20 protein-coding genes are annotated in these 20,652 nt (G+C 67.9%); 7 read left to right on the plus strand and 13 right to left on the minus strand.

Features of this window, described 5'->3' with window-relative positions:
* Nucleotides 1-27: 27 nt before the first annotated feature.
* Together PARHAE_RS15705 and PARHAE_RS15710 are read right to left on the minus strand one after the other, a co-directional pair.
* Nucleotides 28-1,224, minus strand: a complete 1,197-nt coding sequence (locus PARHAE_RS15705) for an N-acetylmuramoyl-L-alanine amidase (RefSeq protein ID WP_126155517.1) — start codon at nt 1,222-1,224, stop codon at nt 28-30.
* Nucleotides 1,221-2,357 (minus strand): pyridoxal phosphate-dependent aminotransferase, encoded by a 1,137-nt coding sequence (locus PARHAE_RS15710; protein ID WP_126155518.1) that lies wholly within the window; start codon nt 2,355-2,357, stop codon nt 1,221-1,223. The genes PARHAE_RS15705 and PARHAE_RS15710 overlap by 4 nt, the downstream gene beginning before the upstream one ends.
* A 162-nt stretch (nt 2,358-2,519) precedes the next feature.
* Here PARHAE_RS15710 and PARHAE_RS15715 point away from each other — a divergent pair, with 162 nt between their 5' ends.
* Nucleotides 2,520-3,260, plus strand: coding sequence for a DsbA family protein (locus tag PARHAE_RS15715; protein WP_126155519.1), 741 nt, complete (start codon nt 2,520-2,522; stop codon nt 3,258-3,260).
* 5 nt (nt 3,261-3,265) lie between these two features.
* Here PARHAE_RS15715 and PARHAE_RS15720 read toward each other — a convergent pair whose 3' ends face one another.
* Complete coding sequence (locus PARHAE_RS15720; protein ID WP_126155520.1) at nt 3,266-4,108, minus strand: SDR family oxidoreductase; 843 nt, start codon at nt 4,106-4,108, stop codon at nt 3,266-3,268.
* An 87-nt stretch (nt 4,109-4,195) separates the two neighbouring features.
* Between PARHAE_RS15720 and PARHAE_RS15725 the strand changes: the two genes are divergently transcribed.
* The gene (locus PARHAE_RS15725) at nt 4,196-4,585 is read left to right on the plus strand and encodes a winged helix-turn-helix transcriptional regulator (protein WP_164555279.1); all 390 of its coding nucleotides are present in this window, start codon (nt 4,196-4,198) and stop codon (nt 4,583-4,585) included.
* Nucleotides 4,586-4,641: 56 nt separating this feature from the next.
* Here PARHAE_RS15725 and betA read toward each other — a convergent pair whose 3' ends face one another.
* The 3 genes from betA to betI are packed head-to-tail and all read right to left on the minus strand — an operon-like array spanning nt 4,642 to nt 8,281.
* Nucleotides 4,642-6,261, minus strand: coding sequence for a choline dehydrogenase (betA, locus tag PARHAE_RS15730; RefSeq protein ID WP_126155522.1), 1,620 nt, complete (start codon nt 6,259-6,261; stop codon nt 4,642-4,644).
* Nucleotides 6,262-6,272: 11 nt separating this feature from the next.
* Nucleotides 6,273-7,712, minus strand: coding sequence for a betaine-aldehyde dehydrogenase (gene betB, locus PARHAE_RS15735; RefSeq protein WP_206437001.1), 1,440 nt, complete (start codon nt 7,710-7,712; stop codon nt 6,273-6,275).
* Nucleotides 7,713-7,714: 2 nt separating this feature from the next.
* Entirely contained in the window at nt 7,715-8,281 is a 567-nt protein-coding gene (betI, locus tag PARHAE_RS15740) for a choline-binding transcriptional repressor BetI (protein ID WP_126155524.1), read from the minus strand.
* Nucleotides 8,282-8,366: 85 nt separating this feature from the next.
* On the opposite strand from betI, the gene choX reads away from it, so the two are divergent.
* The 4 genes from choX (at nt 8,367) to PARHAE_RS15760 (ending at nt 12,486) form a co-directional block, all read left to right on the plus strand.
* Entirely contained in the window at nt 8,367-9,308 is a 942-nt protein-coding gene (gene choX, locus PARHAE_RS15745) for a choline ABC transporter substrate-binding protein (protein WP_126155525.1), read from the plus strand.
* Between the two features lie 43 nt (nt 9,309-9,351).
* Nucleotides 9,352-10,200, plus strand: a complete 849-nt coding sequence (choW, locus tag PARHAE_RS15750) for a choline ABC transporter permease subunit (protein ID WP_126155526.1) — start codon at nt 9,352-9,354, stop codon at nt 10,198-10,200.
* Complete coding sequence (gene choV / locus PARHAE_RS15755) at nt 10,197-11,213, plus strand: choline ABC transporter ATP-binding protein (RefSeq protein ID WP_126155527.1); 1,017 nt, start codon at nt 10,197-10,199, stop codon at nt 11,211-11,213. The genes choW and choV overlap by 4 nt, the downstream gene beginning before the upstream one ends.
* A gap of 109 nt (nt 11,214-11,322) precedes the next feature.
* Nucleotides 11,323-12,486 carry an NAD-dependent epimerase/dehydratase family protein gene (locus PARHAE_RS15760; protein WP_126155528.1) on the plus strand — a complete coding sequence of 388 codons (1,164 nt, stop codon included), beginning with the start codon at nt 11,323-11,325 and terminating at the stop codon, nt 12,484-12,486.
* Nucleotides 12,487-12,554: 68 nt separating this feature from the next.
* On the opposite strand, the gene PARHAE_RS15765 is transcribed toward PARHAE_RS15760, so the two are convergent.
* Entirely contained in the window at nt 12,555-12,938 is a 384-nt protein-coding gene (locus PARHAE_RS15765; protein ID WP_126155529.1) for a DUF2147 domain-containing protein, read from the minus strand.
* Between the two features lie 137 nt (nt 12,939-13,075).
* Here PARHAE_RS15765 and hisA point away from each other — a divergent pair, with 137 nt between their 5' ends.
* Complete coding sequence (hisA, locus tag PARHAE_RS15770) at nt 13,076-13,795, plus strand: 1-(5-phosphoribosyl)-5-[(5-phosphoribosylamino)methylideneamino]imidazole-4-carboxamide isomerase (protein WP_126155530.1); 720 nt, start codon at nt 13,076-13,078, stop codon at nt 13,793-13,795.
* Here the strand turns inward: hisA and PARHAE_RS15775 are convergent, their stop codons facing one another.
* From PARHAE_RS15775 to rpiA, 6 genes are all read right to left on the minus strand, one after another.
* Entirely contained in the window at nt 13,796-14,119 is a 324-nt protein-coding gene (locus tag PARHAE_RS15775) for a 2Fe-2S iron-sulfur cluster-binding protein (RefSeq protein WP_126155531.1), read from the minus strand.
* A 103-nt stretch (nt 14,120-14,222) separates the two neighbouring features.
* Complete coding sequence (locus PARHAE_RS15780) at nt 14,223-15,779, minus strand: Do family serine endopeptidase (RefSeq protein WP_126155532.1); 1,557 nt, start codon at nt 15,777-15,779, stop codon at nt 14,223-14,225.
* Nucleotides 15,780-15,955: 176 nt separating this feature from the next.
* A complete protein-coding gene (gene hflC, locus PARHAE_RS15785) occupies nt 15,956-17,164 on the minus strand; it encodes a protease modulator HflC (protein ID WP_420899416.1) in 1,209 nt (402 codons plus the stop codon).
* Complete coding sequence (hflK, locus tag PARHAE_RS15790) at nt 17,164-18,360, minus strand: FtsH protease activity modulator HflK (protein ID WP_126155533.1); 1,197 nt, start codon at nt 18,358-18,360, stop codon at nt 17,164-17,166. Before hflK ends, hflC begins: the two co-directional genes overlap by 1 nt.
* A gap of 104 nt (nt 18,361-18,464) precedes the next feature.
* Entirely contained in the window at nt 18,465-19,862 is a 1,398-nt protein-coding gene (gene gorA, locus PARHAE_RS15795; RefSeq protein ID WP_126155534.1) for a glutathione-disulfide reductase, read from the minus strand.
* Between the two features lie 3 nt (nt 19,863-19,865).
* Nucleotides 19,866-20,618: a ribose-5-phosphate isomerase RpiA gene (gene rpiA / locus PARHAE_RS15800; RefSeq protein ID WP_126155535.1), complete on the minus strand. Its 753-nt coding sequence runs from the start codon at nt 20,616-20,618 to the stop codon at nt 19,866-19,868.
* Between the last annotated feature and the right edge of the window lie 34 nt (nt 20,619-20,652).

Below are 20,652 nucleotides of genomic sequence, written 5' to 3' on the forward strand. Positions count from 1 at the left end.
CAAAACAACACTGGGGGATCGCAACCCTTATTGGCGCAGCATCGCCGCCCGCGCGGCCTCGTCCCGCGCCCAGCCGACCACGGCCTCGGACACGGCCTTGACCATGCGGTCGCGCCATTGCGGGTTCAGCAGGTTGGCCCGGTCGTCGTGGTCCGAGATGAAGCCCAGTTCCAGCAGGACCGAGGGAATGTCGGGCGATTTCAGCACCGAATAGGTGGCGCGCTGCACCGGCCGGTCATGCATCCCGATCCCCATCAGCGACATCCGCGATGTCAGCCACCGGGCGAAGCTTTCCGACCGGGGCTGGGTATCGGTGCGCGCGAAATCCATCAGCACTCCGGCCAGGGCGTCGTCATGGCCGGTCAGGTCCGCCCCCGCCAGCAGGTCGTCGCGGTCGTGGCGCAGCGTCAACTGGTCCGCCGCGCGGGCATCGGCCGCCGGGTTCCAGACATAGATCGTTGCCCCCGCCGCCTGCCCCTCCGGCAAAGCGTCCGCGTGCAGCGAGATGAACAGGTCGGCCCGCGCCTGCCGCGCCGTGGTCATGCGCCGTTCCAAGGCCACGAAGCTGTCGTCGGTCCGCGTCATCTCGACTGTGACGCCGCGCGCCTGCAAGGCCGCCCGCAGTTCCAGCGAAAAGACCAGGACCAGGTTCGCCTCGCTTTCGCCCTCGGCCAGGGCGCCGGGATCGAAGCCGCCATGACCCGGATCCAGAACGACCGTGAAGGCCTCGTCCGGGGGCGGCCCCGGCACGTCCGCCGGTTCGGGCAGGTCGCGCAGGGCGGCCGTGGCCGATGGCCGGGGCGCGAAGTCCTGGGCCGCGACCGGAGCCAGGGCCACGGTGATCTGCGACAGCGCCGCGCGCGCCCGCTGGCCCGCGCTGTCGATGCGATACGGGCCGGGCAGTTCGACGACCACGCGCGCCCAGTCGCGCCCATACGGACCCCAGCGGATCGCGGGCGACAGGTCGGCGCCGAACAGATCCTGCGGCAGGGCCAATCCCAAATCGGCGCCCTTCAGATCGACGATCAGACGGGGCGGACCGTCCACCAGATAGGTCCGATAGGGGACCGCCTTCGTCAGCGACAGCCGCAGTTCCAGCGGCTTCGGCCCGCCCCAGCCGCGCCCGGTCGCCACCAGCGCCGATCCGCCCAGATCCAGCCGCGCCGGCTCCTCTGCCCCTGCGGGCAGCGACAGCAGCGCCAGGATCAGCAGCAGCCATTTCATCGCGCGGCCATGAATCCTTGCAGGCGGCGCAGCCCCTCGGCGATGTCGGCGGTGGCGCGGGCATAGGAAAAGCGCAGCGTCCGCGCGCCCCTGTCGGGGTCGAAATCCAGCCCCGGCGTCACCGCGACGCCCGCCTTGTCCAGAATCTCGGCCGCGAAGGCCACCGAATCCCCGGTCAGATCCGACACATCGGCATAGATGTAGAACGCCCCTTCCGGCGGCGCGATGCGGTGAAAGCCCGCCTTGGGCAGCCCCTCCAGCATCAGGCGGCGGTTTTCGGCATAGACGGCAAGGTTCGCGTCGGCCTCGGCCGCGCAGCCCAGGGCGGCAAGCGCCGCGACCTGGCTGGCATGGGGCGGGCAGATGAACATGTTCTGCGCCAGCCGTTCCACGGTGCGGACGTGATCGGGGGGCACGACCATCCAGCCGACCCGCCAGCCGGTCATCGAGAAATACTTGCTGAACGAGTTGATGACGAACACGTCGTCCGTCACCTCCAGCGCGGAATGGCAGCGGTCGCCATAGGAAAGGCCGTGATAAATCTCGTCCGAAATCAGGGCCATGCCCCGCGCCTTCGCCGCATCCGACAGCGCCCGCAATTCATCCGTGCGCAGCACCGTGCCGGACGGGTTGCCCGGCGACGCGAGGATCAGACCCGCGCAACCGTCCGGCAGGTCGTCGGGGCGGGGCTGATAGCGGTCCTCGGGGCGGGTGGGGATGCCCACGGGGTCCAGCGACATGGCCCGCAGGATCTGGCGATAGCTGGGATAGCCGGGATACCCCATCGCCACCCGGTCGCCCGCATCGAACAGCGCCGAAAAGGCCAGGATGAAGGCCCCGCTGCTGCCCGGCGTCACCACCACGCGGGCCGGGTCCAGATCGGCGCCGTACCAGCGACGATACAGATCCGCGATCCCCTGCCGCAGCGCGGGCAGGCCCAGGGCCACGGTATAGCCCAGCGGCTGTTCCAGCGCGGCGGCCAGCGCGCGCCGCGCGCCTTCGGGGGCCGGCGTCGAGGGCTGGCCGACCTCCATATGGATGATGTGGCGGCCCGCTGCCTCGGCGCGGGCGGCGGCTTCCATCACGTCCATGACGATGAAGGGATCGACCTGGCCGCGAACGGATTTCCTCATGGTACTGCTCATCCTTGGTTTTCGTCTTTTTTCCTGTCTTACGCGCGCGGGGACAGCGCGAAAAGCCCCCTGGCGCCTTCCGGTCACGCAGCTTTGTCGGACGCTTCCTTGCCAACGGACGGCGCAGACGCCAAGCTGGCGCGAACCAAGACGAGGATCCCGATGAAACGCCTGATCGCCGCGCTGCTTTTGACCGCGACCCCTGCCATGGCCTTCGACATTTCCGCGATGTCGGACGCCGAAAAGGCCGCCTTCGGGGACGCCGTGCGCGAATACCTGATGGCCAATCCCGAAGTTCTGGTCGAATCCATCAACGTGCTGGAAGAACGCCGCGTCGCGTCCGAGGCGGAAAACGACGTGGCCCTGGTGGCCTCGAACCACGAGGCGATCTTCCAGGACGGCCACAGCTGGGTCGGCGGCAATCCCGATGGCGACGTGACGGTGGTGGAATTCATCGACTATCGCTGCGGCTATTGCCGCAAGTTCAACGACCAGGTTCATGATCTGGTCGAGAGTGACGGAAATATCCGCCTGATCCTGAAGGAATTTCCGATTCTGGGACAGGACAGCGAGACCTCGGCCCGTTTCGCCGTCGCGGCCAAGCAACTGGGCGGGGATCAGGCCTATGTGAAGGCGCATGACGAACTGATGGCGCTGCGCGGCGCGCCCTCGCCCGAGGCGCTGAAATCCATTGCCGCCGCTATCGGCCTGGACGGGGACGAAGTTCTGAACACCATGAACACCGAATCCGTGTCCGCCGTGCTGCGCGAGAACCGGCAACTGGCCGAACGCATGGCGATCATGGGCACGCCGACCTTCGTGATCGGCGATACCCTGCTGCGCGGAATGCCCGCGGCGGGGCTGGAAGCCAGCGTCGCCGCCGCGCGCGAAGCCAAAGGCTGATCCGATCAGGCCAGAGCGGCCTTGACGCTGTCGGCCAGCGGCGTGCTGGGACGCCCGATCAGCCGTGCCAGCGTGGCCCCATCGCCATCCAGCGCGCCTTGGGCCGCGCCCGCGTCGAACCCGGCATAGGCTGCCGCCAGACCGGCGGGCAGGCCCGCGTCTTCCAGCGCCTTGGCATAGTCTGCCTGCGGCAGGTCCACATAGGGAATGTCGCGGCCCGACTGGCGCGAGATCTCGGCGGCCAGATCGGATAGCGTCCAGGCAGGGCTACCCGCCAGTTCATAGACCAACCCATCATGACCCGGCGTGGTCAGCACCGCAACCGCCGCCGCAGCATAGTCGGCCCGCGCCGCCGCCGCGATGCGCCCCTGCCCCGCCGAGCCATGGAAGGCGCCGTTCGCCAGCGCCGCGGGGATCGAGCCGGTGTAATTCTCGGCATACCAGCCGTTGCGCAGGACCGTGACGGCAAGGCCGCTGTCCTTCAGCATCGCCTCGGTCTGGCGGTGTTCCTCGGCCAGCGACAGGGGCGAGCGGTCGGCATTCAGCAGGCTGGTATAGACGATGCGCCCCACGCCAGCAGCCTTGGCGGCGTCGATGACGTTGCGGTGCTGGACCGCGCGCTTGCCGATTTCACTGCCTGAAACCAGCATCAGCGTGTCCACGCCGCCCAGCGCGGCGCCCAGTGTCTGGGGGCGGTCGTAATCGGCGATGCGGGTCGGAATGGCCAGATCGGCGGCCTTGGCGGGGTCGCGGACCAGCCCGACCAGATCGGTCCGGCCCTGCTGTTTCAAACCCTGGATGATCAGGCGGCCCAGATGGCCGGTGGCGCCGGTAATGGCGATGGTCATGGTGATTCTCCTTGAACGAATCCTGTGCGGCCTGTCATGGCGTTATCGCTTACGATTCGTAAGTACGCACAGATTTGTAAGTGTCCGATGACCGTTTATGACAAGCCCCAACCCGAAAGCCTGAGCGACCGCCTGCAACGCGGCGACGTGCTGGCCGCCGCCTGCCCGTCCCGCGCGGTGCTGCGCAGCGTGACAAGCCAGTGGGGCGTGCTGGTGCTGATGGTGCTGCGCGACGGCACGCATCGGTTCAGCGCCCTGCGCCGGCGCATCGGCGGCGTGTCCGAACGGATGCTGGCCGAGACGTTGAAGCGGCTGGAGGGCCACGGGCTGGTGCGCCGGGTGGCCTTTCCGGTGGTGCCGCCGCAGACGGAATACAGCCTGACCCCGCTGGGGACCGAGGCCGCCGAGCGGGTCGCGGCACTGGCCGATTGGGTGGAAACCGCCCTGCCCCGGATGCTGCCCACCGACCGAAACTGAGGCGCCGGCGCACACTCGGAGCCTCCGGCGGGGGTATTTGGACAAAGAAGAAGCGGTTATTCGGCGGCCAGGCGGTCGTGGTCCGGCCGCGCGATGCGGCCCAGGATATGATCGGCGGCTTTCTCACCGACCATGATCGAGGGGCCGTTCAGGTTGCCGTTGGTGATGCGCGGAAAGATCGAGCTGTCCGCGACGCGCAGGCCTTCGACGCCGATGACCCGCAGGTCGGGATCGACCACCGCCATGGGGTCATGGACCGCGCCCATCCGCGCCGTGCCGCAGGGGTGATAGGCCGATTCGGCGTGGTCGCGGATGAAGGCGTCGATCTGGTCGTCGGTCTGGACCTGCGCGCCCGGCTGGATCTCGTCGCCCCGGTATTCGGCAAAGGCGGGCTGGCTGAAGATCCGGCGCGTCAGGCGCACGCAGGCGCGGAATTCGGCCCAGTCGTCGGCATGGGACATGTAGTTGAAGCGGATCTCGGGCGCGGCGGCCGGATCGGCCGAGGCGAGCCGCACGCTGCCGCGCGATTTCGACCGCATCGGGCCGACATGGGCCTGGAAGCCATGGCCCTGCGCCGCCGCCTTGCCGTCATAACGCACCGCCAGCGGCAGGAAGTGATACTGGATGTCGGGATAGTCCGCCGCGTCCGACGACCGAATGAAGCCGCAGCTTTCGAACTGATTCGATGCGCCCAGCCCGGTCTTTTGCAGCAGCCATTCGACCCCGACCCGGCTTTTGCCCAGCAGGTTGTAATAGGTATACAGCGTGATCGGCTTCAACGCCTTGTATTGCATGTAGATTTCAAGATGGTCCTGCAAATTGGCGCCGACGCCCGGACGGTCGGCCAGCGGCGCGATGCCGTGCTGGCGCAGGTGGTCGGCGGGACCGATTCCCGACAACATCAGCAGCTTGGGCGTGTTGATCGAACTGGCCGAGACGATGATCTCGCGTCCTGCGCCGATGGTCTCGGTCCGGCCCTTGCGTTCTATTTCAACGGCATAGGCGCGCTTTCCTTGAAACAGGATCCGGCGAGCCAGGGCGCGGACCAGCGTCAGCCGCCCGGTCTTCAGCGCCGGGCGCAGATAGGCGTTGGCGGCGGACCAGCGGCGGCCCTTCCAGATGGTCGCCTCCATCGGGCCGAAGCCCTCCTGCTGTTCGCCGTTGTAGTCGGGGGTATAGGGCCAGCCCGCCTGCTGCCCCGCCTGGATGAAGGCGTTGAACAGCGGGTTGCGGCGCCGGCCGCGCGTGACATGCAGCGGGCCGTCGGTGCCGCGCCACGGGGACGCGCCACCGTGCCAGGTCTCCATCCGCTTGAAATAGGGCAGCACGTCCTCATAGCCCCAGCCCTCGGCGCCGCTGTCGCGCCAGTGGTCGTAATCCTTGCGGTGGCCGCGCACGAAGACCATGCCGTTGATCGAGGACGATCCGCCCAGCACCTTGCCGCGCGGCGTGGCCAGCCTGCGACCGCCCAGATGCGGTTCCGGCTGGCTGGCGAAACCCCAGTCGTATCGCGGCATGTTCATCGGGTAGGACAGCGCCCCCGGCATCTGGATGAAGATGCCGATGTCGCTGCCGCCGTATTCGATCAGGGTGACGAAATGCCCCGCCTGCGTCAGGCGATAGGCCAGCGCGCAACCGGCGGAACCGGCGCCGACGATGACGTAATCCGCGGTCATGGCTGGTCCCCCTAATACGGCGCCTCGACGGCGCCCATGCCGACATAGACGGTCTTGAGTTGCGAATAATGCTCGATGGCGGCTGCGGAATTCTCGCGGCCCAGCCCGGACAGCTTGACGCCGCCGAAGGGCATTTCCACCGGCGTCAGGTTATAGGCGTTGATCCAGCAGGTGCCGGCCTCCAACGCGGCGACGACGCGATGGGCGCGGGTCAGATCCTGGGTGAAGACCCCCGCCGCCAGGCCGAAGCCGGTGGCGTTGGCGCGGGCCACGGCCTCGGATTCGTCGGCGAAGGTCAGCGTGGTCATCACCGGGCCGAAGATCTCGTCGCGGGTGATCAGCATGTCGTCGCCCGCATCGGCAAAGACCGTGGGCGGGATGAAGCCCCCCTCGCCCAGCCCGCCGCAGACCAGCCGCGCGCCCGCGTCCTGGCCCGCCGTGATCGCCGCGCGGATCTTGCCCGCCTGCGCGGCGTTGATGATGGGGCCGAATTGCGTGTCCGGGTCCAGCGGATCGCCCATGCGGACCTGTGCCAGCCGTTCGGCCAGCCGGTCCAGGAAGCGTGCGGCGATTCCCCGTTGCAGGAACACGCGCGTGCCGTTGGAACAGATCTGACCCGAGGAATAGAAGTTCGCCAGGATCGCCGCCCCCACGGCATCCTCCAGGCTGGCGTCGTCGAAGACGATCAGCGGCGACTTGCCGCCCAGTTCCATGGTGACATGGCGCATCCCCTCGGCGGCGGCGGCATAGACGCGGCGGCCGGTGGGCACCGATCCGGTCAGCGAGACCTTGGCGACGCAAGGATCGGTGACCAAGGCGGCGCCGACCTGGCCGCGCCCCTGCACCACGTTGAAGATGCCCGGCGGGGCGCCCGCCTCGATCAGGATTTCGGCCAGCTTCAGCGCGCCCAGGGGCGTTTCCTCGGACGGTTTGAAGACCATCGCGTTGCCCATCGCCAGCGCGGGCGCGGCCTTCCAGCAGGCGATCTGGCTGGGATAGTTCCAGGCGCCGATGCCCGCGCAGACGCCCAGGGCCTCGCGCCGGGTATAGGCCCAGTCGCGGCCCAGGGGAATCATCTGGCCGGTGACGGTCGCGGCCAGGCCGCCGAAATATTCCAGCGCGGCAGCCCCGGACGGCCAGTCGGCCACCAGCGTTTCCTGGATCGGCTTGCCGGTATCCAGCGTCTCCAGCCGGGACAGGTCGTCGTTGCGGTCGCGGATGATCGCGGCGGCGCGGGACAGGACGCGGCCCCGGTCCGCGGGCGCCATCGCCGCCCAATCGGCCTGCGCGCGGGCGGCGGACTGGCAGGCCAGCGCCACCTGATGGGTCGATGCCTCGCGCAGCGAGGCGATTTCCTGGCCGGTATAGGGATAGAGGACGGGCAGCACAGCGCCCTCGCCCTCGACGAAGGCGCCGTCGATGAACAGGCTGGCGGCGGGTTGGGCGTTCAGGGTCACGTCAGGGCCTCGTCCAGGTAATCGAAGATCAGTTTCTCGGCCGTCACCGCATCGACATCGCCCCGCGTCAGCACCGCGCGCAGATAGACCCCGTCGATCAGCGCGCCCAGGGTTTCGGCCACGCGGGCGGGATCGTCGACCAGCGGCCGCAGCGCCAGGATCAGATTCGACCGCAGGCGGCGGTGATAGACCCGCAGCAGGCGCGCAGCCTCGGGGTTGATCAGCGCCAGGGCATAGAAATTGATCCAGGCGCTGACCGTTTCGCGCTGAAAGTTCTGCGGCGCGAAGCTGGCCCCGACGATGGCGTTCAGGCGGCCGCGCGGGCCGTGGCCCGGCAGGCGTTCGGCGACCGAACGGCCATAGACGCGCAGGATATAGCGCATCGCGGACAGGAAAATCTGTTCCTTGGACCCGAAATAGTGATGCGCCAGGGCAGGCGACATGCCCGCGCGGCGGGCAATCTGGGCCACCGTCACGTCCAGGGATCCCGCACGACCCACCTCGAAGATCGTGGCGTTGATTAATGCGGCTTTTCGGATAGGCTCGGCCCCGATCTTGGGCAAGGTGGCACCTGTTCGCAGAAGACGGTTGCTATTCAGGGCCTGTGTATCTTTAATTGACTGACCAATCAAGAACAGGGAGCCTCGCATGATCCGCAAACGCCTGACCCTTTCCGTGGCGATCGCCACCGCGCTTGCCGGACCTGTCCTGGCCGCGGAACCCGACGACTGCCGCCGGGTGGTGCTGTCCGACGTGGGCTGGACCGACATCACGGCGACGACGGCGCTGGCCTCGACCGTGTTGCAGGCCCTGGGATACGAGACCGAGACGAAGCTGCTGTCGGTGCCCGTCACCTATACGGCGCTGTCCACCGACGACGTGGACATCTTCCTGGGCAACTGGATGCCGACGATGGAGGCCGACATCGCCCCCTATCGCGACGCGGGCACGGTGGACACGGTGCGCACCAACCTGACGGGGGCGAAATACACGCTGGCCACCAACAAGGCGGGCGCGGCTCTGGGCATCACCGACTTCGCCAGCATCGCCGAACACAAGGACGCGCTGTCCGGCCAGATCTACGGGATCGAGCCGGGCAACGACGGCAACCGCCTGCTGCTGGAGATGGTGGCCGAGGACAAGTTCGGCCTGGGCACGTTCGAGGTGGTCGAATCCAGCGAACAGGGGATGCTGGCCCAGGTCGCCCGCGCCGACGCGGCGGGCCAGCCGGTCGTGTTCCTGGGCTGGGAGCCGCATCCGATGAACGCCCAGTTCGAGATGACCTACCTGACCGGCGGGGACGAGATCTTCGGTCCCGACCTGGGCGGGGCCGAGGTGCGCACGAACACCCGCCACGGCTATGTCGGCGAATGCCCGAACGTCGGAAAGTTCCTGCAAAACCTGGAATTCACCCTGCCTATGGAAAACGAGGTGATGGGCAAAATCCTGAATGACGGGCAGGATCCGATGGCCGCCGCCAAGGACTGGCTGTCGGCCAATCCCGATGCCGCGACCCCTTGGCTGGAGGGCGTGACCACCTTCCACGGCAACGACGCTCAGGCCGCCCTGACCGAGGCGCTGTCCGGCTGATCGCCGGGCCGCCCGCCTTTTCCTGACCAGCAAGGACGCGCGCATGGATCAACTGACGGCCTGGGTGACGGATAACAAGATCCCCGTGGGACGCACCGCCAAGGCGATCTTCGACTGGCTGAACGCCAATGCGCCGGGGCTGTTCAATACGATCTCGGGCGCGTTGGAATGGCTGATCGGCGGTATCCTCGCGGGGTTGGAGGCGCCGCATCCGCTGTTGTTCATCCTGCTGGCCGTGGCGCTGACCTGGGTCTTGCAGCGCAACTGGAAGACCTGTCTGCTGGTCGCGGCGGGCCTGCTGTTCGTGCTGAACCAGGGATATTGGGACGAAATGCAGCAATCGCTGACCCTGGTGCTGGCGGCCTGCCTGGTCTGCATGGCGATCGGCGTTCCGGTGGGCATCGCCGCCGCGCACCGCCCGCGCCTTTACGCCTGGATGCGGCCGGTGCTGGATCTGATGCAGACGCTGCCGACCTTCGTCTATCTGATCCCGGCCATCGTGTTCTTCGGCATCGGCATGGTGCCGGGGCTGCTGGCCACGGTGATCTTCGTGCTGCCCGCGCCGATCCGCCTGACCCAGTTGGGGATCAGTTCCACCCCCCCCGCCCTGGTCGAGGCCGCGACCGCCTTCGGCGCCACGCCGCGCCAGCTTTTGTGGAAGGTCGAACTGCCCAGCGCGCTGCCGCAGATCATGGCCGGGCTGAACCAGACCATCATGCTGTCGCTGTCGATGGTGGTGATCGCCGCGCTTGTCGGCGCCTCGGGCCTGGGGGTTCCGGTGGTCCGGGCGCTGAACAGCGTCAACACCTCGCTGGGCTTCGAATCGGGCTTCGTGATCGTGGTGGTGGCGATTCTTCTGGACCGGATGCTGCGGATGGAGGGCCGGAAATGACCATCGTCCCCAATGCCGTCGAATTCGACCGGGTATCCATCGTCTTCGGCGACCACCCCGAAACCGCCCTGCCGCTGATGGACCAGGGCCGGGAACGCGGAGAGATTCGCGCCGCCACCGGCCAGGTTCTGGGTGTCCACGACTGTTCCCTGAACGTCCGCCAGGGCGAGATCCTGGTGCTGATGGGCCTGTCGGGGTCCGGCAAGTCCACGCTGCTGCGCGCCGTCAACGCGCTGAACCACGTCTGCCGGGGCGAGGTCCGGGTCTGGGACGGCCAGGGCATGATCTCGGTCAGCGGGGCGGGCAAGCGCGCGCTGCGCGACATCCGGCTGCGCCATGTGGCGATGGTGTTCCAGCAATTCGGCCTGCTGCCCTGGCGGACCGTGCGCGAGAACGTGGGCCTGGGGTTGGAGCTTGCGGGCATGTCCCCTGCCCAGCGCAAGGCCCGCGTGGATCACCAGTTGGAAACGGTCGGGCTGAAGGACTGGGCCGAACGCAAGGTGGGCGACCTGTCGGGCGGGATGCAGCAGCGCGTGGGCCTGGCCCGCGCCTTCGCGACCGAGGCGCCGATCCTGCTGATGGACGAGCCCTTCAGCGCATTGGACCCGCTGATCCGGTCGCGCTTGCAGGACGAATTGCTGGAATTGCAGGCCAAGACGCAGCGCACCATCATCTTCGTCAGCCACGACCTGGACGAGGCCTTCAAGCTGGGCAACCGCATCGCCCTGATGGAGGGCGGGCGCATCGTCCAGATCGGCACCGCGCGCGAAATCATCGCCAATCCGGTCAGCGATTACGTCGCGGATTTCGTGGCCCACATGAACCCGCTGGGGGTGTTGACCGCAGCCGATGTGGTCCAGCCGGGCGACGCGCCGGGCGATCCCGTGCCGCGCACCATGCCGGTGCGCAAGGTGATGGGGTTGCTGTCGGACCGCACCGCCCTGCCCGTCGAGGGCGGCGGCTGCATCACCCGCGACGCGGTTCTGGCCCGGCTGATCGACCCGCGCGGCTGACCTTCGCCGTGGTCCGAATGCGACAGGCATGTGTCGGTCGCGTGGCAGCTATGGCATCCGCCCACCCGCCCCAGTAAAAGGCGGCAAAGCGGGTATCAAAGGCAGGTTCATGAAGATCATCGTTCTGGGCGGAGACGGTTTCTGCGGCTGGCCGACGGCGCTGCATCTTTCGGCGCGCGGTCATGACGTGGTGATCGTGGACAACCTGTCGCGCCGCAAGATCGACGTGGAACTGGAAGTCAGCAGCCTGACGCCCATCCGCCCTCTGGGCGAGCGGGTGCGGGCATGGCACGAACTGACCAACCACACCATCCGGGTCGAGAATTTCACCGTGGGCGAACATTACCACCGCCTGCTGACGCTGCTGCGCGACGAACGGCCCGACGCGGTGATCCATTTCGCCGAACAGCGCGCCGCGCCCTATTCGATGAAATCAAGCTGGCACAAGCGCTATACCGTCAGCAACAACCTGAACGCCACCAACGACATCCTGGCCGCCATCGTCGAATCCGGGCAGGACATCCACCTGGTCCACCTGGGGACGATGGGCGTCTATGGCTATGGCACGGCGGGGATGAAGATTCCCGAAGGCTATCTGGACGTGCTGGTCGAGACCGAGAACGGCCCCCATCGGCAGGAAATCCTGTATCCCGCCAATCCGGGGTCGATCTATCACATGACCAAGACCCAGGATCAGCTTTTCTTCTTCTATTACAACAAGAACGACGGCGTGCGAATCACCGACCTGCACCAGGGCATCGTCTGGGGCACCCAGACCGAGGAGACGCGCCTGGACGACCGGCTGATCAACCGCTTCGACTATGACGGCGATTACGGGACGGTGCTGAACCGCTTCCTGATGCAGGCGGCCATCGGCTATCCGCTGACGGTGCATGGCACGGGCGGCCAGACCCGCGCCTTCATCCACATCCAGGACACCTGCCGCTGCATCGAACTGGCCCTGACCAACCCGCCCGCGAAGGGCGACCGGGTCAGCATCCTGAACCAGATGACCGAGACCCATCGCGTCCGCGACCTGGCGCAGATGATCGCCGACCAGACCGGGGTCGAGATCGCCTTCCTGAAGAACCCCCGCAACGAAGCCGACGAAAACGACCTGCACGTCGCCAACGACCGTTTCCTGGGCCTTGGACTTGATCCCATCAAGCTGGAAGACGGGTTGCTGGCCGAAGTCCAGGAAATCGCCCGCAAATACGCCGACCGCTGCGACCGCGACAAGATCCCCTGCGTGTCGCAATGGCGGACGGCGTAACCGCCGTTCCCGTCATCCGTCCGGCACGTCCGAACAAGCCCGCTGACGCAGGGGAATTTCCTCTGCTGTTACTGCACCCGCGCCCAGGTCTGGCTCTTGCAGATCAGCCCGCCCGCGACGCATCCCGACAGGCTCATCCGGTCGCCCTCGACCGTGGCCTTGCCGTTGTAGATCTTGTCGTTGGCGGGGCGCCACACCTTGCCCGTGTAGTTGCCGCCGCCCTGCGGGGCCATGTCGATGACGATCTGGCGGCCCAGGTTCGGGGATTGGTATTGCGACTGGCCTTTGTAGGTCCGGGTGATGGTGCCGCAGAAGGCCCCGCCGCAAGGCGCGATGGTGACATGGGCGAAGGCGCCGTCGTCGGGCTGGGTCTGCCAGACCCCCTCGATCGGGTCGGCGGCGGCGGCGGTGGCGGCCAGTGCAAGAACGGCGGCGGCGATGATGTGGCGCATGGTTTCCCCCCTGATGCTGGCGCGATGCTGCGGGGCGGCCCCTTGTCTGGCAAGCGTGACGTGAGGTCGCGGCGCGCCCTTCCGTTCCGGGCGCCCGCGTGGCAAAGGAGGCGCGACCCCAACCGCCGGAGCCTGCCATGATCCTCTATCCCGCCATCGACCTGAAGGACGGCAACTGCGTCCGCCTGCTGCGCGGCGAGATGGAGGCCGCGACCGTCTTCGGCACCGATCCGGCGGCGCAGGCGCGCGCCTTCCAGGACGCGGGCGCGGAATGGCTGCACCTGGTCGACCTGAACGGCGCCTTTGCAGGCCGTCCCGTGAACGCCGAGGCGGTCGAGGCGATCCTAGCCGCCATCGACATTCCCGCCCAGCTTGGCGGCGGTATCCGCGACATGGCGACCATCGAGGGCTGGCTGGACAAGGGCCTGTCCCGCGTGATCCTGGGCACCGTCGCGGTGGAAGATCCCGACCTGGTGCGCGAAGCCGCAGCCGCCTTCCCCGGCCGCATCGCTGTGGGCATCGACGCCCGCGCCGGGCGCGTGGCGACCCGCGGCTGGGCCACCGAGACGCAGGTGACGGCGACCGACCTGGCCCGTCAGTTCCAGGACGCGGGCGTCGCCGCGATCATCTATACCGACATCGACCGCGACGGCGCCATGCAGGGCCCCAACATCGCCGCGACCGAGGCCCTGGCCCGCGCAGTCGGCATTCCGGTCATCGCATCCGGGGGCGTGTCGTCGCTGGACGACCTGCGCGCCCTGGCAGAGACGCAGGTGATCGCGGGGGCGATTTCGGGCCGGGCGCTGTATGACGGCGCCATCGACCTGGCCCAGGCTTTGGCGCTGCTGAAGCCGTGATCAGATCTGGCGTTCGGGCAGTTGCACGACCAGCCCGTCCAGCGCGTCCGTCACCTTGATCTGGCAGGTCAGGCGCGACCGTTCGGGATCGGGCTGATAGGCGAAGTCCAGCATGTCCTCTTCCATCGGGTCTTTGGGGGGGATCTGGTCCACCCAGGCCGGATCGACATAGACATGGCAGGTCGAACAGGCGCAGGCGCCGCCGCAATCGGCGTCGATGCCGGGAATGCCGTTGTCGCGCGCGCCCTCCATCACCGTCATGCCGGGCTTCACGTCCACCTCGTGGCGGGTTCCGTTATGCTCGATATAGGTGATGCGGGCCATGGCTTGGGTGTCCTTTGCTGTGCAGGGGGCAGATAGGCCATCGGCCCCGCAATGAAAAGGGGCGGCCCCGCAGGACCGCCCCCCATCGCCCCAAGGGGCGGGATCAGGATTCGCCGACCGGCAGGGCCACGAAGCGCGGCTCTCCGGCGCGGCGCACCAGCACCAGCAGGGACTTGCGCCCCGCCTCGCGCGCTTCGTCGATGCGGGCGTTCAGGTCGCCGATGGACGCGACCGGCTGCTGGCCCGCCTCGGTGATGATGTCGCCGGGGGCAAGGCCCTTTTCGGCGGCTTCGCTGGATGGATCGACCTCTTGCACGACCAGGCCGCGCGCGTCGTTGGGCAGTCCCATGTCCTGCGCCATCTGGGGCGTCAGCACGGACAGCGTCATGCCCAGGACATCCTGCTGGCTGGGGCTGCTTTCCGAACCGCCGGGCCGGTCGCCCGCGCCTTCGGCCGTTTCACGGCGGCCCAGCGTCACCGACAGGGTGACCGGCCCATCGCTGCGCTGCACCACGACATCGACCGGCTCGCCGGACGGCGCCTCGGCGACGCGGCGGACCAGGCTGCGGGTGTCCTTGACCTCGGACCCGTCAAAGCTGGTGATGACGTCGCCCGCCCGCATCCCGGCCTCGCGCGCGGGGCCTTCGGGAACATCCGTCACCATGGCGCCGGATTCGGCGGCAAGGCCAAGCGCCTCGGCCATGTCGGGGGTCACGTCCTGGATCTTCACGCCCAGCCAGCCGCGCCGGGTTTCCCCGAATTCCTGCAACTGCTTCACGACGCTGGAGACGACGTTCGACGCCATGGAAAAACCGATGCCGATGGATCCGCCGTTGGGCGACAGGATCGCGGTGTTGACGCCCACGACCTCGCCTTTCAGGTTGAACAGCGGGCCGCCGGAATTGCCCCGGTTGATGGCCGCGTCGGTTTGCAGATAGTCGTCATAGGTGCCCGACAATTCGCGGTTGCGCGCCGACACGATCCCCGAACTGGCCGAGAAACCCTGGCCCAGCGGGTTGCCAAGCGCCAGCACCCAGTCGCCCACGCGGGCCTCGTCGGAATTGCCGAATTCCACGAAGGGCAGCGGGTCGCTGCTTTCGACCTTCAGCAGCGCCACGTCGGTATTCGGGTCGGTGCCGACCACCTTGGCGGGCAGGGTCTCGCCGGAATAGAACTCGATCTCGATCTCGTCCGCGCCCTCGATGACGTGGTTGTTCGTGACGATGAACCCGTCGGCCGAAATCACGAAGCCCGATCCCAGGGCGTTGGACCGCTGCGGCATCCGGGGACCACCCGGACCGGGCTGGCCGGGAATGCCCGGAAAGCCGAAATCGCGGAACAGGTCGGAAAACGGGCTGCCTTCCGGGAAGATCGGCGCGCCCTCGCCGCCGGTCGGCTGGGCCACCACGGCGGTGGTGGTGATGTTGACGACGGCGGGCGCGACCTGCTGGACCAGATCGGCGAAGCTGTCGGGCATGACCTGCGACGAGGCGGTTTCCGGCGCGGTCAGCGGTTCGTTGTTGTTCGCCGCCTCTTGCGCCTGCTGGCTGGCCTCGGGCGAGATGTCGGGCTGCGCGTCCTGCGCCGCCGCGAAACCAAGGCCGACGGTCACGGCCAGCGCCGAGGCGGTCAGGAGATGCCGAGGAGAAAAGGTCTTCATGCGGATGCCCTCATCTTGCGCATTCTGCCCTGGGCCGAAGATGGCCGGGGATCAGGTTGGATATGAAGAAGAAATAGGTCGGCGTTGCAAATAAACCACGCTCTCGGGCAGTGAACTGATCGTGACTTTTATTGCAGAAGGGGCGGATGGTGTCCCACCCGCCCCTTTCGCGTCGGTCATTCCTGTGCCGGGGCGTCCTGCGGCGCCGGGTCTGCGGCCGCCCCATCCTGGGCCGGCTGTTCCGCCGCCGCCGCAGCCTCGGGGGCCGTCGCGGGGGCGGTTTCGGCGGGGGCGCCGACGCCTTCGGTCTGCTGCGGCGGGGTCGCCAGCATTTCCGGCACGGGGGTCAGGGTAACGCCCGCGCTTTCGCCCAGCCGGTTGCCTTCGCGGTCGGTCACGGTGGGCGTCACCAGGTCTTCCTCGTCGTCCGCGGCGGCCGGCGGCTGGATGGTGCCCGCCGAATTGCCCGCCGGGACCGGGGTCGGCGACGGGTTCGCGCGGCTGGCGCCGTCATCGCGCAGATAGCTGAAGAATTCCCCGTCCGGCTGCAACACCATGGTGCTGTTCTCGCCCCGGATCGCCCGTTCGTACGAGGTCATCGACCGCGTGAAGGCGAAGAATTCCGGGTCGCGCCCGAAGGCGTCGGCATAGATGGCGTTGCGCTGCGCGTCGGCCTCGCCTCGGACGATCTCGGCGCGCTTGGACGCCTCGGATGTCAGTTCCGTCACCGTCCGGTCGGCGGCGGCGCGGACCCGCTGCGCGGCCTCGCCACCCCGCGCGATCTCGTCGGCGGCCTCGCGCTGGCGTTCGGCGCGCATCCGGGCATAGGTCGCGTTCAGGTTCTGCTCGGGCAGGTCGGTGCGGGTCAGGCGCACGTCGATGATCTCGACCCCCAGCCCTTCCGAGTTCGAGCGCGCCTCGTCGCGGATCTGGTTCATCAGCGCGGTGCGGTCGTCAGACAGCACGCTGGTGGACGGCACGGTCCCCAGCACCTCGCGGATGGCGTTGCGCACGATGGGTTCCAGGCGGCCCTGCGCCCCCTGGATGCCGCCCGCGCCGACCGCCTGACGGAAGCGGACCACATCGGTGATGCGCCAGCGGGCGAAGGCGTCCACAATCAGGCGGCGGTCGTCCAGGGGCGTGACCTCCAGCGGGACGGTCGGCAGGCCCAGGATGCGGCCGTCGTATTTTTCGACGTTGTCCAGAAACGGCACCTTGAAATCCAGGCCCGGATCCTCCTTCACGTCGACGACGCGGCCCAGGCGCAGCACCAGGGCCTTTTCGCGTTCGTCGACGATGAACACCGAGGACGCGACCAGCACGCCCACCGCGATCAGGGCGGGAATGGCCAGCGTCGCGGCCGTAATTCTGCGAGCGGTGGCCATCAGTTGTTCCCTCCGGTATTGGCGTTGCCCTGGCCGGACCGGCGCAGCTGGTCAAGCGGCAGATAGGGCACGACGCCCGATCCCTGCCCTTCCACGCCGTCGCCCAGAATCACCTTGTCCACGCCGCCCAGGACGTTCTCCATGGTTTCCAGATACATCCGGCGGCGGGTCACTTCGGGGGCCTTCACATATTCCTCGTAGATCGAATTGAAGCGCGCGGCCTCGCCCTGGGCGGTGTTGACCGCCTGGGCGCGATAGGCCTCGGCCTGTTCCAGCGCCTGCGCCGCGTCGCCTCGGGCCTGGGCCAGGACGCGGTTGGCATAAGCGTCGGCTTCCTTCTCAAGCCGGTCGCGTTCCTGCTGGGCGGCCTGCACCTCGCGGAAGGCGTCGATCACCTCGGCCGGGGGGTCGGCGCGGTCCAGGTTGACGCGGATCACGTTGATCCCGGACTGATAGGCGTCCAGCGTTTCCTGGACCGAGGTTTGCAGGTCGTTGGCGATGGTGCCGCGATCCCGGTTCAGGATCGGCGCCAGTTCGCTGCGCGCGATGATGTCGCGCATCGAGGATTCGGCCACGGCGCGCATGGTGTCGGCGGGATCTGCCAGGTTGAACAGGAATTTTTCCGGGTCCGAGATGTTCCAGACGACCTGATATTCCATGTCCACGATGTTCTGGTCGCGGGTCAGCATCAGACCGTTGTCCATCTCTCCCTGGCGGCCGGTGCCGATCTCGGTCACGCGTTCGTTGGTGACGGGGATGACCTCGGCGGTGACGACCGGCCAGGGGGCGAAGTTCAACCCTTCCGTGCCCACGGCCACCGCGCGGCCGAACAGGAATTCGACGCTGCGTTCGTTGGTCTGGACCCGGTAGAAGCTGGCGAAGGCCCACAGCGCCAGCAGGATCAGCCCGCCGATGGTCAGGGTGGTGCGGTTCATCTGGAACCCCGGCGACTGCGGGCGGCGCGGGCCGCCGCCGACCGGACCATTGCCGCCGCCGCGCCCGCCCATCAGCACGCGCAGCCGTTCCTGGCCCTTCTTCATCAGTTCCTCGATCTCGGGCATCTGCTGCGGGCCGCCGGGCCTTTGCGGCCCTCTTGGCGGCTGCTGCTGTCCCCAGGGGCGGTTCGAGGGGCGCTTGTCGCGATCCTCGTCATCTCCTCCGCCGCTTCCGCCGCCCCATGGGCCCTGACTTGCCATCCCTAATCCTTCTTTCTTCTTCGAAATTCCGTTGCTTGAAACTGGGACGGCAGGGGGAAATGTCAACCCGAACAGCCCCTGTCCGTGCCCATCTGTCGCAATTGTCAGGCGGTTGCAGCCTGTGCAGGAACCTCCAGCCGGTGCCGGCGCGTCGGATTGCGCATCGTCACCAGTTCCTCGGCCGCGGTGGGGTGGACGGCCATGGTCGCATCGAAATCGGCCTTGGTCGCGCCCATGGTGATGGGGATCGCGGCAAGCTGGATCATCTCTCCGGCATCGGGACCGACGATGTGGCAGCCCAGAACCTTGTCGGTTTCGGGATCGACCAGCAGCTTCATCATCACCTTGGCATTGCTGCCCGCGAACATCGACCGCATCGGCCGGAACACGGTGTCATAGACATCCACGTCGCCGCGCGCGCAGGCCTGTTCCTCGGTCAGCCCGACCGAGGCGACCTCGTGCGGGCGCAGATAGACGGCGCTGGCGACATTGACATGGCTGACGGTGCGCGCCCGGCCGCCGAAGACCGTATCGGCAAAGGCATGACCCTCGCGGATCGCCACCGGGGTCAGGTTCACCCGGTCGGTCACGTCGCCCACCGCGAAGATCGACGGAACCGCCGTCTGCGACCATTCGTCCACCGCGATCGCGCCGTTCGGACGCAGGTGGACGCCGGTGTTCTCCAGCCCCAGCCCGGCGGTATAGGGCGCGCGGCCGGTGGCCCAGATCACCGCGTCGAAGCCGTCGCGGCTGCCATCAGTGAAGGTGACGCCGATCCCGTCGCCCTGGCGTTCCAGCGCGGTGGGGTTGACGTTCAGGCGCAGGTCGACGCCGATTTCGGACAGTTGCAGCGTCGCCATGTCGCGGGCCTGCCGGTCGAAGCCGCGCAGCACCGCGTCGCCGCGATAGGCCTGCACCGTCTCGCAGCCCAGCCCCGCCAGGATCGTCGCGAATTCGCAGGCGATGAAGCCCCCGCCGACCAGCAGCACCCGGCGCGGCAGCGATTCCATCAGGAACAGGTCGTCGGAGATCAGGCCCAGTTCCTCGCCCGGAATGCCGGGCAGCGCGGGGCGGCCGCCCACTGCGATCAGGATGTGCTTGGCGGTCTTTCGCGTGCCGTCGGCCAAGGCGACCGTGTGGGGATCGACGATGGTGGCGCGCTGATGAAAGATCTGCACGCCCGACTTTTCCAGGTTCGCGGTATAGATCAGCTCCAGCCGGGTCAGTTCTGCGTCCAGCTTCTGGCGGAACACCGTCCAGTCGAACCGCCCCGCCTGCGCGCCCTCCCAGCCATAGCCGCGCATCTCTTGCGCCATCAGCCCGGCCTGCGAGGCGAAGATCATCAGCTTTTTGGGCACGCAGCCCCGGATCACGCAGGTGCCGCCCATGCGGCTTTCCTCGGCCAGGGCAACGCGGGCGCCGTGTTCGCCCGCCGCGATGCGCGCGGCCCGCACGCCGCCCGAGCCGCCGCCGATCACGAACAGGTCATAGTCGAAAGTCACAGCTCAATCTCCTTCGCCGGCCAGCATGTCGGCGTCTATGTCAGCATTGCGGTCAAGCCGGACAACCGTGCCGTCGGGCTTGCCGATGATCGCCAGGTGGCACATGCCCAGGAACAGCCCGTGTTCCACGACACCCGGAATGGCCGACAGCGCGCGCGCAAGCGCCACCGGATCGGGGATCGCGCCCAAGTGCAGATCCAGGATCCAGTTCCCCTCGTCCGTGACCCATGGGTCGCTGCCCTTCAGGCGGTGCAGCACGTCCCGGTCGCCCAGAGCCAGGTCGGCCAGGGCGCGACGGATCAGGGTGCGGGTGGTCTCGAACCCGAACTGCACCACCTCGACCGGCAGGGGAAAGGCGCCCAACTGTTCCACGACCTTGCCGGGATCGGCGATCACCACCATCCGCTGACTGGCCGCCGCGACGATCTTCTCGCGCAGATGCGCGCCGCCGCCGCCCTTGACCAAATGCAGGTCGGGATCAACCTCGTCGGCGCCGTCGATGGTCATGTCCAGCCAGCCGATGTCATCCAGGCTTTCGATGGACAGGCCCAGGCTTTCCGCCAGCTCGCAAGTCGCCTTCGAGGTCGCGGCGCAGCGCAGCGACAGCCCTTCGGCCCGCGCGCGGGCGGCCAGTTCGCGGACCATGACGCTGGCGGTCGATCCGGTGCCCAGGCCCAGTTTCATGCCGTCCTGCACCAGGGCCACGGCGGCGCGCGCGGCGGCCAGCTTGGCGGGATCGGGTTGGGGTTGCGACATGGGCGGTCTCCATCCTGGGGCGTTGCGAAAGGTT

Source organism: Paracoccus haematequi, assembly GCF_900631945.1.
In the GTDB taxonomy this organism is placed as follows: domain Bacteria; phylum Pseudomonadota; class Alphaproteobacteria; order Rhodobacterales; family Rhodobacteraceae; genus Paracoccus; species Paracoccus haematequi_A.